Annotated in this window: 11 protein-coding genes; 4 read left to right on the forward strand and 7 right to left on the reverse strand. The window is 66.7% G+C overall.

Annotation, left to right across the window (positions count from 1 at the left end; all coding sequences use genetic code 11):
- Positions 1-173 precede the first annotated feature (173 nt).
- Both EER27_RS16815 and EER27_RS02485 read left to right on the forward strand, forming a co-directional pair.
- Positions 174-416, forward strand: coding sequence for a hypothetical protein (locus tag EER27_RS16815; protein ID WP_148040900.1), 243 nt, complete (start codon positions 174-176; stop codon positions 414-416).
- Between the two features lie 93 nt (positions 417-509).
- Complete coding sequence (locus EER27_RS02485) at positions 510-866, forward strand: sel1 repeat family protein (protein WP_123086425.1); 357 nt, start codon at positions 510-512, stop codon at positions 864-866.
- 1,022 nt (positions 867-1,888) lie between these two features.
- On the opposite strand, the gene EER27_RS02490 is transcribed toward EER27_RS02485, so the two are convergent.
- Together EER27_RS02490 and EER27_RS02495 are read right to left on the reverse strand one after the other, a co-directional pair.
- A complete protein-coding gene (locus EER27_RS02490) occupies positions 1,889-3,373 on the reverse strand; it encodes a M16 family metallopeptidase (RefSeq protein WP_223807128.1) in 1,485 nt (494 codons plus the stop codon).
- On the reverse strand, positions 3,370-4,797 hold the full coding sequence (locus EER27_RS02495; protein ID WP_123086426.1) for a M16 family metallopeptidase: 1,428 nt from the start codon (positions 4,795-4,797) through the stop codon (positions 3,370-3,372). The genes EER27_RS02490 and EER27_RS02495 overlap by 4 nt, the downstream gene beginning before the upstream one ends.
- 940 nt (positions 4,798-5,737) lie before the next feature.
- On the opposite strand from EER27_RS02495, the gene EER27_RS02500 reads away from it, so the two are divergent.
- Complete coding sequence (locus EER27_RS02500; RefSeq protein WP_123086427.1) at positions 5,738-7,087, forward strand: DEAD/DEAH box helicase; 1,350 nt, start codon at positions 5,738-5,740, stop codon at positions 7,085-7,087.
- Between the two features lie 584 nt (positions 7,088-7,671).
- Here the strand turns inward: EER27_RS02500 and EER27_RS02505 are convergent.
- The 5 genes from EER27_RS02505 to EER27_RS02520 form a co-directional block, all read right to left on the reverse strand.
- Positions 7,672-9,204 carry a serine hydrolase domain-containing protein gene (locus EER27_RS02505; protein WP_190285607.1) on the reverse strand — a complete coding sequence of 511 codons (1,533 nt, stop codon included), beginning with the start codon at positions 9,202-9,204 and terminating at the stop codon, positions 7,672-7,674.
- A gap of 328 nt (positions 9,205-9,532) precedes the next feature.
- Positions 9,533-10,306 carry a LytR/AlgR family response regulator transcription factor gene (locus EER27_RS02510; protein WP_123086429.1) on the reverse strand — a complete coding sequence of 258 codons (774 nt, stop codon included), beginning with the start codon at positions 10,304-10,306 and terminating at the stop codon, positions 9,533-9,535.
- Positions 10,303-11,421 carry a sensor histidine kinase gene (locus tag EER27_RS02515; RefSeq protein WP_190285608.1) on the reverse strand — a complete coding sequence of 373 codons (1,119 nt, stop codon included), beginning with the start codon at positions 11,419-11,421 and terminating at the stop codon, positions 10,303-10,305. The genes EER27_RS02510 and EER27_RS02515 overlap by 4 nt, the downstream gene beginning before the upstream one ends.
- Positions 11,422-11,488: 67 nt before the next feature.
- Positions 11,489-12,010, reverse strand: coding sequence for a Cif family virulence factor (locus tag EER27_RS17035; RefSeq protein ID WP_190285609.1), 522 nt, complete (start codon positions 12,008-12,010; stop codon positions 11,489-11,491).
- Positions 12,011-12,382: 372 nt separating this feature from the next.
- Positions 12,383-12,913 carry a GFA family protein gene (locus EER27_RS02520; protein ID WP_223807129.1) on the reverse strand — a complete coding sequence of 177 codons (531 nt, stop codon included), beginning with the start codon at positions 12,911-12,913 and terminating at the stop codon, positions 12,383-12,385.
- 253 nt (positions 12,914-13,166) lie between these two features.
- Between EER27_RS02520 and EER27_RS02525 the strand changes: the two genes are divergently transcribed.
- A complete protein-coding gene (locus EER27_RS02525) occupies positions 13,167-14,141 on the forward strand; it encodes an endo alpha-1,4 polygalactosaminidase (RefSeq protein WP_123086432.1) in 975 nt (324 codons plus the stop codon).
- Position 14,142 lies beyond the last annotated feature (1 nt).

Below are 14,142 nucleotides of genomic sequence, written 5' to 3' on the forward strand. Positions count from 1 at the left end.
GCAGGGCGCAGCAAGAGTCCTGTTCCAGGGAGGGACTGCACCATGTTTACCTGCGGTTTGTCGACTTGGCCTGGTGCTGGCCGGGTATGCGAAACGCCAGCCGCGTGACACCGCTTCAACCAAGCTCGCGGCGATCTACAGCAGGTAAGCGAGTTTCCAGTTGTGGAGGAATCATGCAATACGTTGATGGAGAATCTGTTCTGCTCGGTGACAAGGTGTATCTCGACAGCGGGATGACAGGTGTCGTCGTGGCCGTAATTGATGCAGGAGAGTATTCCGCCGGGTATCGGGAGGAGGAATGGAGTTACCTGTCAGTAGGCGCTCTCGTCGAGTCGACGGAGGCCGGACTGATCCATTACCCCGATTCAAGTTCCGGCTTCACCCTGCTCAAGCGAGCGGCAGATCGGGTTTCGTAGCTCGGTGACTGTCTTCAATCCCGCTTGGTCCAGGTGCCTAAGCCCGTGCGCGCCGCTCAGTGAGGCATCGATGTGACTTGCCCAAAATTCGTGATGCACGAGCCGCAGAACTCATCCCCGGGCGACGTGGACGCAGCGATCGCGGTGGTCAGGCGCATGCTCGATGACGGCGGCGATCTTGCGTCAGCGCGTCGAATCCTCACGCCGCTGATCGAGGCCGGGAACGCCGAGGCCGTGTACCTGGGGGCCAGCTTCTCCTGGGCGGGCGAGAGTGTCCAGGAATTTGAACGCAGGCATCTGGAGATGATTCGCGAATCAGCACGGAGCGGGTATCCACCGGCGCTCTACACGCTAGGCGCGTATCTCGACATGGGTGACTTTCTCGAGACCGACAAGGCAGCCGCCGCTGAACTCTTCAAGCAGGCAGCGGAAGCGGGGCACGCTCATTAAAAATGGATTTATGGGATTGATCTGCTTTACGGTCTTGGTGTCTTCCAGAGGGATGAAGCAGTGGGAATCAAGCTCATCGTCGAAGCGGCAGAGGCTGGCTCCCAGGGAGCTCTGGAAACCCTGTCGAGGTTCCATGAGAAGGGTGAGTTCGGGTTCGCCATGGACCTTGAAGCGGCAGCATGCTTGCGAAAGCGTGCGGAGGTAGGGCGATGAAGTATCGGGTCTATCTGAAAGTCGAATCAGATGGAGTGGATATTCGAGAGTTGAACGAGCTGACTCGGGCGAAGTGCGAGGGAGCTGTTCGCTCGCGTCGTCACGATGGAAGCCCGTTGACGAAAGTGCCCCTCGAGTACTGGGCCAGCAAAGAGCGCGTTACCGACAGGAATCCGGAGGATCTGCTCTCCGAACAACTCGTGGACTTCCTCGCGGCAACCCGAGAGGCGCGGCTCGGAGTGCTCGACCTGACGGCTGTCATCGTCACGGAGTACGAAACCTCAGAAAGGGAAAAGGTTCGAGGTTCATTTTCTTTGCCGATGAGACGTGGCAGGAGTAAAGATCGGACCCCGCCTACCTCGCCATGCGGAGTGCGCTGACGGTTTTCGGCGCGAAAATGAACCTGGAACCATTTCTAGAAACGCTTACGGCTGGAGATGCCTTGCCCCGTGGGCGCGCAGGCCTCGTAGGGCGTCAGTAAGCGAAGCGCATTGCGCCGGATTGTTCGCGCCGAGGTTTCATCTTCATCGCGCGACTAATCCGGCGCATTACGCCTTCGGCTAATGCGCCCTACTGAAACCATCCGGTGGAATGGGCCGGGTAGTTGCTCACGGCGCGGCGCGGCGCCAAGCGTAGACCTCGTAGGGCGTCAATAAGCGAAGCGCATTGCGCCGAATTGTTCGCGCCGAGGTTTCATCTTCATCGCGCGCCGAGTTCGGCGCATTACGCCTGCGGCTAATGCGCCCTACGAGATGCCACAAGGTATCGGACGCAGGCGGCCGTTGCGGCCACCTGCATCCCGCCGATGACTACTCCGCGGGTGCGTAGTGCGGGTCGGTCAGCTTCATTTCGGTTACCGGGCCATATTCGGCGATGACGGTGCGGATCTTCGCTGCGTCGCCGATGGCCACGATCACCTGGTCGTCGCCGCTGGCATACACCGCGCGTGCCGTGCCGACGTCTTCGGCGCTGGCCGCGGCGATGCGGCCGAGGTAGCCGTCGACGTCGTCGCGACCCAGGCCGTAGGTGGTCAGGTCCACCAGGGTGTCGGCCAGTTGCGGGGCGGTTTCGAGGTCCGGGGCGAACTGCCCGGCGACGTAGTTCTTCGCCGATGTCAGGGTGGCCGCATCCAGGCCGTCCTTGTGCAGGCGGGCCAGCGTGGCCAGTGCCAGGTCGATGGCAGCACCGGTGGATTCGGTCTTGGTGAAGGTGGAGATGCCCGACATTCCGGCCACGCGCGCACGGCTGATTGGCGCGCCCGCGCCATAGGTCAGGCCGCTCTTGACCCGCAACTCGGTGTTGAGCATCGAGGTGAAGCGGCCGCCGAACGCGGTCTGCACCAGGTCCTGGGCGGCGCGGGCCGGATCGGTGCGGCTGGCACCGACATTGCCGAGCCAGAAGTAAGTCTGGGTGGCACCGGGCTTGTCGACCAGCAGCACGCGGCGTCCGCTCTCGCGCGGCTTGGCCACCACTTCGGGCAGCGTGCCGGTGGCCTTGGCCCAGCCGCCGAACGTCGCGGTGACCTGCTCGCGCACCGTGGCCGAGTCGAAGTCGCCGACCAGCGCGATGATCAGCCGGTCGCCGCCCATCTGGGCCTGGCGAAACGCCTGGAGATCGGTCAGGCCGATCGCTGCCAGGCTGGTTTCGTCGCCGTCGCCGTCGCCCGGGCGACCGTACGCGTGGCCGCGGAACAGCCACGCCGATGCGTAATCGCTCACCAGCGCGCGGGGGTCGGAGTCCTTGGCCGCCGCAATTGCCTCGATCGATCGCTTGCGCAGTTTGTCGAACTCGGTCGCGTCCAGGCGCGGGTTCAACAGCGCGTCGCCGAGCAACGACAGCATCAGGCCGGTGTCGCGTGAGAGGAACTGCGCCGCGGCGGTGATCCCTTCCTGGTCGCTGCCAAAACCGATCGAGCCGCCGACGCCATCGACGGTCTGCGCAAACGCCAGGGCGTCGCGCGTGCCGGCGCCCTTGCCCAGCAGCTCGGCAAGCAGCGCGGCAGTGCCTTCCTTGCCGACCGGATCGGCGAGCGAACCACCGCGCACGCTGATCGACGCAGCCACCAGCGGCACGTCGTGCTTTTCCATCAGCAGCACGGTGGCGCCGTTGGCGAGGGTGAGGGTCTCGAACTCGGGCAGGCGAACGGCGACGCTCGCGTTCGTGCTGGCTGCCGGTCTCGGGGCGCCAGCGTCGACGCCGGTTGCGGCGGCCATCGCGGGCAGCAGCGCGCAGGCGAGCAGGGCGGCACGCAGGGCGGCGCGCAGTCGGGGTTGGGTGCCGTGCGGGATGCTCATGGCTGGTTCTCCTTCGCGGCGACCGGCTTGAGCGTGCCGACGGTACGGTTCTGGTTGCGGAAGATGCGCTTGGCCAGCGCCTGGATGCGCTCGCCGGTAACGGCCTCGACCGCTGCGGGGGCGTCGAACAACTTGCCGTAGTCGCCGTGGAAAACCTCGTACGTTCCCAGCGCTTGCGCCTTGCCGGAGATCGTCGCCAGGCCACGCCAGAACGCGGACGAATCCAGGTTGCGGGCCTTGGCCAGTTCGTCGGCGGTCACGCCATCGCGGGCAATGCGCGCCAGTTCTTCGTCCAGCAGGCGTTCGACCTTGCCCAGGTCGCCGTCCGGCGCCAGCACGGCGTAGACGTACAACAGGCCGGGATCGAAATCGCCCACGTCGTAGGTGCCGACGTCGATTGCTGCCTGCTCGCGTTCGACCAGTCGCTGGTGCAGGCGCGAGGACTCGCCCTGGGCGAGGATGCGCGCCAGCAGGTCGAGGGCCGGCCGGTCTGCATCATTGGCACGCAGCCCGGTGTGGAACGCGTAGGCGAGCAGCGGCGATTGCGCGTCGGCTTTTTCCAGCACCAGGCGACGCTCGCCCTGCTGCTCGGGTTCGACGGTGGTGATCGGCGTGGGCGCGGGCTGGCGGGCAATGCCGGCCAGGTACTTCTCGGCCAGCGCGAACACCTGCTCGGGTTCCACCGCGCCCACCACGAACACCGTCGCGTTGTTGGGTGCGTAGTAGGTCCGGTAGAAGCGCTTGAGGTCGTCGGCCTTCCAGTTTTCGATGTCCGACGGCCAGCCGATCACCGGGAACTGGTACGGGTGCGCGGTGTAGGCGGTGGCCTGCATCTGCTCGGCGAGCGAGCCGAAGTTGTCGTTGTCGATGCTCGAACGGCGCTCGCTGAACACCACGCCGCGTTCGCTCTCCACCACCTTCGGATCGAACGCGAGGTTGGCCATGCGGTCGCCCTCCAGATCGAAGATCAACTCCAGCGCGCTCACCGGGAACCAGTCCTGGTACACCGTGAGGTCGTTGCTGGTGTAGGCGTTGTTGGAACCGCCAGCGGCTTCCATGGTGCGGTCGAACTCGCCTGGCGCGCGGCGGCTGGTGCCGTTGAACATCATGTGTTCGAAGTAGTGCGCCAGGCCCGTGATGCCCGGGTACTCGTTGCGGCCACCGACCCGATAGAACGTGTAGTAGGCGACGCTGGGGATGTCGTGGTCGGGCCACACCACCACCTTCAGGCCGTTGCCGAGCGTGCGGCTGACGATCGTGTCGCGACCAGGCACGCGGGTGGCGGTGCCGGCTGCCGCTGCGCTAATGGCCTGGGACGCGCCGACCGCGGGGGCAGGTGAGGAGGAGACGGAAGCGGTGGCGTGCGCGCAGGCGCCGGCCAGGATCAGGGCCGCCGCGAGTGCGACGGGTAGCAGGCGTTGCATGGACAGTCTCCGCTGTAGTCAGCGGACAAGCTTAAAGCCGTAGGGCGCACTCGTAGGGCGTCAATAAGCGAAGCGCATTGCGCCGGATGCATTCGCGTAGAGGTTAGACCTTCATCGCGCGCCCCATCCGGCGCATGACGCCTTCGGCTAATGCGCCCTACGGAAGGCCTTTGCAGGGGGCGGCGAACGCCGACCGCGGTGGCTCGAGAGGCGGGCAGGTCCCGTAGGGCGTCAATAAGCGAAGCGCATTGCGCCGTATGCGTTCACGTAGAGGTTGGATCTTCATCGCGCGCCCCATCCGGCGCATGACGCCTTCGGCGAATGCGCCCTACGGAAAGGCCTTTGCAGGGGGTGGAGAACGCCGACCGCGGTGGCCCGAGAGGCGGGCAGGTCCCGTAGGGCGTCAATAAGCGAAGCGCATTGCGCCGGATGCATTCGCGTAGAGGTTGGACCTTCATCGCGCGCCCCATCCGGCGCATGACGCCTTCGGCTAATGCGCCCTACGGAGAGCGCTTTTGGCCCTCCGGCGGGCGCGGACCTGAACGGAACACCCCTGTCAAACGCCCGCAAAGCGCGCAGCCACGGCGAAAGCCCCGATTCAGCACGGTTCGCGGCTGGCGCGGGCAAGGGCTTTCGCGTACAGTCCGCCCCGTTCAGCGCACGGCTGCCTCCCCGCAAGGGGTACGTTTCCCAGGTTGCCCGCCGCATCGCACTGAGTCCGCGATATCCATCCGCGACTCGCCGATCCGGCTCTTTCCCGCACGTCTTTCGTCGCGCCGACACGGTCCGGAGCATCCGGCATCGTCTAAAACCAGATACTCGCAGCGCGGTTCAAGGGAACGCTGGGGTTATCACACGACCGTCCTGCAGGGGATGCGGTTGCCCGTCAACGGGCATCGCCCCGCGGCCGGCGCGCGTCGTGAACCAGCGGAGTTCCACCATGACGTTTGAATCCCTCGGGCTTGCGCCCGCGTTGCTGCGCGCGCTCGTCGAGCAGAACTACAACACCCCCACGCCGATCCAGTCCGAAGCCATTCCGCTCGCGCTGGCCGGTCACGACCTGCTCGGCGGCGCCCAGACCGGTACCGGCAAGACCGCCGCGTTCGGCCTGCCGCTGCTCAACCGCCTCGCCAAGCTCACCCCGGTCAACGGCCCGCGCAAGCCGCGCGCGCTGGTGCTGGTGCCGACCCGTGAACTGGCGGTGCAGGTCAACGACAGCCTGCGTGGCTACGCCAAGCACCTTCGCCTGAGCATCTCCTCGATCTTCGGTGGCGCCGGCATGGGCCCGCAGGTCGACATGCTGCGTCGTGGCGTCGATGTGCTGGTCGCCACCCCGGGCCGCCTGATCGATCACATGGAGCGTGGCACGGCCAAGCTCGACGGTATCGAGGTGCTGGTGCTGGACGAAGCCGACCGCATGCTCGACATGGGCTTCCTGCCGGCCATGAAGCGCATCCTGGCCAAGCTGCCGCGCGATCGCCAGACCATGTTGTTCTCGGCCACCTTCGAGGCGCAGATCAAGCAGCTCGCGCTCGAGTTCATGGTCAACCCGCAGCAGGTGCAGGTCGCCGCCAACAACACCATCGCCGACACCATCGCCCACAAGGCGCACCCGGTGGATGGCGGTCGCAAGCGCGACCTGCTGATCCAGATCCTCAGCGAGCGCCACACCGACCAGGTGCTGGTGTTCGGTCGCACCAAGCACGGTTGCAACCGCCTCGCCGAACAGCTCGAAGACGCCGGTCTCAAGGCCGTGGCCATCCACGGCAACAAGAGCCAGGCGCAGCGCCAGAAAGCCCTGCGCGACTTCAAGACCAACAAGGCCCGCGTGCTGGTCGCCACCGACGTCGCCGCGCGCGGCCTCGACATCCCCAACCTGCCGCTGGTGATCAATTTCGATCTGCCGATGGTGGCCGAGGATTACGTGCACCGCATCGGCCGCACCGGCCGCAACGGCGCCACCGGTGAAGCCCTGTCGCTGGTCTCGCCGGACGAAGGCGGCCTGCTGCGCCAGATCCAGCGCATCCTCAAGGACGACATCCAGATGGTGACGGTCGACGGCTTCGTGCCGACCCGCCCGATCCGCATGGGTTCGGACGCGCCGGGCGCGCGCAATCCGGGCGGTCGTCCGGGTGGCAACAACGGTCCGCGCAAGCCGGGCAACCGTCCGCACGGCCAGCCGGCGCCGCGTCACGCGCACGCCGGTCCGCAGCGTCGCGGCGGCCCGGGCGGCCGCAGTGGCACCGGCACCGGCACCGGTGGCCAGCGCCGCGGTGGTGCGGGTGCGTGATCGGTTCCCTGTCGCCTGAGGCGGCAACGGAATAGACGAAAGGGCCGGCATTGCCGGCCCTTTCTGTTTCGTAGGGTGCATTGGCCGAAGGCGTAACGCGCCGGATGGAACGCGCGATGCGAGTCCAACCTCGACGTGAATCCGGCGCAATGCGCTTCGCTTATTGACGCCCTACGGGATCCGGACACCCCGGCCGTGTGCGCTTCCGTAGGGCGCATTGGCCGAAGGCGTAATGCGCCGGATGGAACGCGCGATGCGGGTCCACCCTCGACGTGAATCCGGCGCAATGCGCTTCGCTTATTGACGCCCTACGGGATCCGGACACCCCGGCCATGTGCGCTTCCGTAGGGTGCATTGGCCGAAGGCGTAATGCGCCGGATGGAACGCGCGATGCGGGTCCACCCTCGACGTGAATCCGGCGCAATGCGCTTCGCTTATTGACGCCCTACGGGATCGGGACAGCCCGGCCATGAGCGCTTCCGTAGGGCGCATTAGCCGAAGGCGTAATGCGCCATATCGAACGCGCGATGAAGATCCACCTCGACGTAAGCGAATCCGGCGCAATGCGCTTCGGTTGTTGCGCCCTACACGCCTTCGCGTCGGTAGTACGCACGCGAACCGCCCAGCTCGACACTCACCGCGATCACCCGGCCATGCGCGTCGCGGTGGAACTGGTATTGCGTGTTGAACACGCTCGGCGCGACGAAACGCGACGGTGTCAGCGCCAGCAGCGGCCCTTTCTCGTCCTCGGTGCTGATCGACAGCGCGTCGCCATTGACGTCGATGTCGAGCGTGTCGAAATCGAAGTCGTCGGCCAGCGCGCGACGTTGCGCCAGCGGGAAGTTCGCATCCAATCGGTACCGGCCCGCGTAGTCGGCCACTGCCACGACGTTGGGATCGAGCGCGATGGTATGAACCGGCGGGTTGACGCCCAGGCCGATCGCGTCCGACAGCGCATTGCGGATCTCACCGCGCAGTGCCCAGCCGTTTTCGCCGTTGGTCAGCACGACAAAACCGTCGCCGGTCTCCAGATAGCCTTCGAACAACGCGTGGTAGTAATCGTTGGACCCGCCGTGGTGGAAGATCCGGGTCGCGCCTGCGCCGTCCAGCCGTGGCCCCAGTCCGTGCCAGCTGGGCGACACCTCGGTCATCATCTGCACGGCGATCGCGCGCGGCAGAAAGGCGTCGCGTCCCTGGTAGCTACGGATCAACGTGCCCACGAAGGCGCCCAGATCGCCGGCCGTGGTCCACAGTCCTGCCGCGGCCTGCTGCGGGAACACCTGCCAGCCGCGGGGCAGGCCGGTCACCGCGCCCTTGCCGTCGTGGGCCTTGGCGATGTTGGTGACGCGGCCCGGCGACGGGTCGGCAAAGGTGCTGCGCGGCATGCCCACGAGAGAGAACACTTCGCTGCGCGCCACGTCGTCGAACGACGCACCGGTGACCTCTTCCACCAGCAACTGCTCGACCGTGACGCCGCCGCCGGAGTAGTCGCCCAGCAGGCCGGGTGCGTGCTTGAAGCGCAGCGCCTCGTTGGCGGCGGGCGAGGTTCCTTCCAGTGTCTCCACCAGACTCGGGACCGCCGCGCCGGCCGGAAGGTCCGGGAAGCCGTGCACGTTGAAGCCGGCGGTGTGCGACATCAGCATGCGCAGCGTCACCGCGTTCGCGGCATCGCCGGGCGCGGGCGGCACCTGCCAGGAGCGAAGGTAGTGGTTGACGTCGCGGTCGAGTTCGAGCTGGCCGCTCGCGACCAGCCGCAGCGACGTCGCCGCTGCGATGACCTTGCTGACCGATCCGACATTGAACAGCGTCTCGCCGTCCACGGCATCCTGCGTGCCCGCTTCGCGCACGCCGTAGCCCCTGGCCGCCACCACCTTGCCGTCGCGCAGCACCGCGATGGCGACGCCGGGTACGTGGTAGTGCGCCATGCGCTCCTGCAGCGACCAGCCGGGCAGGGATTGGCCGGGTTGGATGACGGTGGGACGCAGGCCGTGGTCGAGCGCGGCCAGCAGCTTGTCGCTGGTCGCGGTGCTGCCACCGCCACCGGATGCGTCGGCGAGCGGTGCGCCCTCGGCCGAGACGCCCGTGCATGCGGTGGCGGCCGCCAACAGGACAAACATCAGTGCCGCCGTCGCCACGCGCGAGCGCAGCGGGGCGTCGCGTCGCGTGCGTGGTTGGAGCGTGCTTGGTTGGATCGGGCGTGATTGGACCATCGTCGTCGCATCCTCTACCGGGGGGGAAGTCCCCGTTGCGGCGGACTGTATCGGCGCTTCGCCACGCCGCGATGCTTGCATCGCCCAGCCGTGCATCGCCTGCGCCGAATCGATTGCTTTTGCCGCGAGGCGGTCCGCCGCCAGCGCCAGAGCGGGTTCACGGGCAGGCGAGCGCGAGCAGGCGAGCAGGCAAACACGAGCAGGCGAACGCGAGTGGGAGATCACCCACGCGCGATCACTCGACCATCGATCGCCCGTGATCGCGCAGGCGGTCCAGCAGCGTGCCGATGTGCGTGCGACTGGCTCGCAATGGCGTGCCGTCGTGCAGGCGCAACATCGCATCGCGATTGGACAGCGGTTGCAGCTCCGACACGCAGTCGATGCGCACGATCGTCGAGCGGTGCACGCGCACGAAACGCGCGGGGTCCAGCCGCTCCGACAGGCGGTTCAGCGATTCCCGAAGCAGGTAGGTGCGATCGCCAACGTGCAGCGTCGCGTAGTCGCCGTCCGCCTCGATCCATTGCACGTCGCCGGCGTTGACGAAGGCGCGCCGCCGGCCGAGACGGATCGCGAAACGGGTAGCGTACTCCGCCACCGTCGGTGCATTGGGTTCCGCGGCGGCTGCGCCCATCGAATCGCGACCGCGGTACGGCCAGGCACGCCGTGCACGGTCCAGCGCTTCGGCGAAGCGTTCGTCGTCGATGGGCTTGAGCAGGTAGTCGATCGCCTGCAGCTCGAACGCCCGCACCGCGAACCCGTCGAAGGCGGTCAGCAGGATGGCCATCGGGCGCTGGTGCGCGGGCAACGCGGCCAGCACGTCCAACCCGCTGAGGCCGGGCATTTGCACGTCGATGAACACCAGGTCGGGCGCATCGGCAGTAATGCCCGCCAGCGCCGACGGGCCGTCGCCGTACTCGCCCGCCAACGCGATGTCGGCATGCGCTGCCAGCCGGCTGGTCACGCCGCTGCGCGCCAACGGCTCGTCGTCGATCACCGCCACCCGCATCATGCGTCGAGCGCCTGCGTGGCGGCCGCATCGCGCGTCGTGCGGAACGCAATGCTCATGCGCACCTCGAACCCTCCGTCGTCCAGCGCCCGCGCGTCGAGACTGTGGTCGCCGGGATACAGCCGCTCCAGCCGTTCGGACACATTGCGCAGGCCCACCGACGCGGCCGATGCCCGCGTCGCCGCCCCGTCATTGCCAGGCGACCCCACGCCGTCGTTGCGCACCCGCAATTGCAGTCGATCGCCCTGCCGTTGAAGGGCGATTTCGAGGCGTCCCGGTTCGCTGCGTCGCGCGATGCCGTGACGGATCGCGTTCTCCACCAGGGGTTGCAGCAGCAGGTAGGGCACGCGTGCGGTCATCACGTCGGGGCCGATGTTCCACTTCAGGCGAAGGCGGTCGCCCAGGCGCGCCTTCTCGATCTCGAGGTAGGTTTCGGTGAGCGCGATCTCGTCGGCCAGTCCGACCTCGTGGCCCTGTGTGCCATCGAGCGTCGCGCGCAGGAAGTCGGCCAGCCTGGCGATCATGTGGCGCGCTTCGCCACCGCGTCCGTCGGCCACCAGCGCCGAGATGGCATTGAGCGTGTTGAACAGGAAGTGCGGTTGCAACTGGTACCGCAGTGCACGCAGTTCGGCCTCGCGTGCCAGTGCAGTGGCCGCCACGCGGCGCGTCTGCTCGTGCTTGAGCTCGGCGTAATGTGCGATCACGGCATGGATGGCGCAGAACGCGATCAAGGCCAGCCAGCAACCTTCCAGGCCTTCGAACATTTCCGCCCAGCGGAAATCCGACCACTCGTCACGGCCGTCCAGCAGCGAGCGCGTAAAGCCCAGCACGTTGTTGATCAGCGACATCACGTAGCTGATCGCCAGCAAGGTCGGCGCCAGCACCCACCACGACGTGTGCCGCTCCCACAGCGCGCGCTGTATCGCCGTCAGCGGCGCGGTCCACGCCAGGAACGCCACCAGGTAGAACACGCGCGCCTCGAAGCCGTTGCCGTGGCCGATGGTCGGCAATGCCATCACCATCAGGCACAGGCCGATCGGCATGCCGGCCAGCAATGGCAACCAGAACGGCGGCGCGGCAGCGTGCCGCGCGGCGTCAACACGATGGGCCTGGGGCATGGCGGGGCGGTGGGCCTTGTGGATGGGGCGTCGCGATGATGCCACCGGCACCGGCACGCGCGTTGGGTCAGTGCTGCGCCAGCGTTGCCTGCTGGCTCGGCGGCGGATTGACCGACCAGACCACCGAGGCAATGCGCCAGCCATCGTCCCCGCGCAGCAGGTGCCAGGCTTCGGTTCCGCGGTTGGTCTCGCGGCCATCGGCGAGGAAGCGGTAGTCAAACACCACCGAGGCGATGTCGCCGTCGCTCTGGATGCGCAGGTTGTCGAACGTTTCCTCGCTGCGTGCCGTCTCGCCGACGATCTCGTCGATGAAGCTCAGATGGCTGCTGGCGGGGTTGATGCGTAGCCGCTGCGCACCCGGATCGCGCGCGCGTATCTCACGCATGCGACCGTCGCTGCGCACCGATTGCCAGGTCACCGTGCCCGGGATGAACAGTGCGACGAAGCGTTCGCGGTCCTTGTCGAGGATGGCGGTGCGGAACGACTCGACCACGGCAAGGATGGCGGCGTCCTGTCTGTCCGATGCGGGCTGGGCAAACGCGGGGCACGACAGCAGCAGGGCAAGCACGGCGGCAAGCATCGGTTTCATGGCGGAGGTTCCGGGTCCAGGCGCGGCAGCGCGATGAAGCGATTCAAGGCGACTGACGATGTGGACACCAGCCTCGCGGGGCGCGCGTGCGCCGGAACGGTGGATGGTTGCGCCGAACCGGGAGGGCCCGGGCCAGCGCAAGGGATTGCGGCGCCGCGCGGGCACCGATGCCGGCTCGGTCGCGTCGGCTAGTGTCGGTGTTGGGCGTTGCCTGGCGGTGCCGGCGTTTGCCCCCGACTGCCACGTCCGACAATCACTTCCTCACGGTGCCAGGGAAGGCGCGACGCGCAGTGCGTGACGCGGCGATTGCCTTGCGGACCCTCGCGGTCCGCATCCAGACGGCCACGCAGTCCGGATGCGGGGCCGCGGACCTCATTCCATCGGCGGAAACCCAGGGTGGCGGGGCAGGGTGTCGTCGAACTTCGCCCAGGTCAGGTGCTCGTCGTGCCAGTAGTGGAATTGCGGCGCGATCGCTTCGGGCTGATCCAGACTGCCGACGGTGATGTCGATCAGCCCCGGGATGAACCCGGCGGTGAACGAGATCTGCGTCCCGCACGTCCCACAGAAGCCGCGCTGCGCGTCTTCGGAAGACGCGTAGATCTTGGGCGTACCGTCAAACGCCACCTGCGACTGCTCGAACATGGCCCATGCCACGACAGGCGCGGCACTGGCGCGCCGGCACATCGTGCAGTGGCAGATTGCCGACATGAGGGGTTCTCCGCTGATCCGGTAGCGCACCGCGCCGCACTGACAGCCTCCATCGCGTCCTTGTTCCGACATTGTTGCATCGCTCCTTCGAAAGTGGGTGATCGGGTATTGCCCCACAGGGCAGTGCTGCAGGGCAGGCGTGGATTGTTGTGTGCCATCGATACCGGCGGCAAGTACGCGTGGGGTAATGGCCATCGCCGGCGTGCGATGGCAGGCGCGTGCATTCGATCCAAACAGGGCCCGCGTGAGCCGAGCGACGCGATGCGGAATTCGTGAAACGCCGTCGCATTCCTGAAGATTCGGCCATTCCATACTGCGCCGGCTCGCGCAAGCCCCGTCGTCCGTTTGGCGTCACGCACGCGACGACGGCGTACCGCATCGAGGCCTCGCCTCGTTGCGCTCAAGCGCGGCAACGGCCCATGAAACACCCCCACCCAAGGAGCACGACATGCGTAAGGAAACCGCAATTGGCAATGCCGTTCTAACCGCGCTGCTGGCCGTCGGACTCGGCCCATTGGATGCTTCGGCGGCTCCGCCGCAACCCGCGGCGGCCACGTGGTGGCAGCCAACCTCGGATCGACCGTTGGCCTTCCACTGGATGATCAACGGTGCACTGGATGTCAACAATCCGGTGCACATGGGCGTACGCGACCTCAGCGGTCGCACCCTGCCCGAACCCGATGTGTACGACATCGATGGCGAGAACAACCCCAAGTCCACCGTCGACTACCTGCATGCCCGGGGCAAGAAGGTGGTCTGCTACATCGACGCCGGTGTCTACGAGACCTACCGCAGCGATGCGTACAAGTTCCAGCAGCTGACCCCGCGGATCTGGGGCAAGGTAGACGCGGGCTGGGACAACTCGTACTGGCTCGACATCCGGCGCGTGGCCGAACTCGAGCCGATCATGAAAGCGCGCATGCAGATGTGCAAAGACAAGGGCTTCGACGCGATCGAGCCCGATGAGATCGATGGCTGGGAGAACAGCCTGGATCCGGTCACCAACCAGCCCAGCGCCACCAGGGGCGCCACCGGCTTCGCGCTCACCTACCAGGACCAGCTCATCTACAACCGTGCGCTGGCGCAGTGGGCCCACGAAATGGGCATGTCGATCGGCCAGAAGGGCGACATCATCCAGACCATCGATCTGGTCAACCACTTCGACTGGACGTTGAACGAAGAGTGCAACGCGTACAACGAATGCCTTGCCCCGTACGACCCGACCTCGGACATGGAAGTCCCCGGTTTGCAGCTGTACGCGCAGGCCAACAAGGCGGTGTTCATCGCCGAGTACAAGGCCTACACCGCCACGAAGTGGTCATCGATCTGCCAGAAGTCCAAGACGAGCCATTTCAACACCAGCCGTTTCAAGCTCGACTTGAGCGGCGGGCGCCAGCCGTGCACCACGGGCACGACCTGGTAAC

Source organism: Montanilutibacter psychrotolerans (assembly GCF_003719825.1).
GTDB classification, from domain to species: Bacteria; Pseudomonadota; Gammaproteobacteria; order Xanthomonadales; family Xanthomonadaceae; genus Montanilutibacter; species Montanilutibacter psychrotolerans.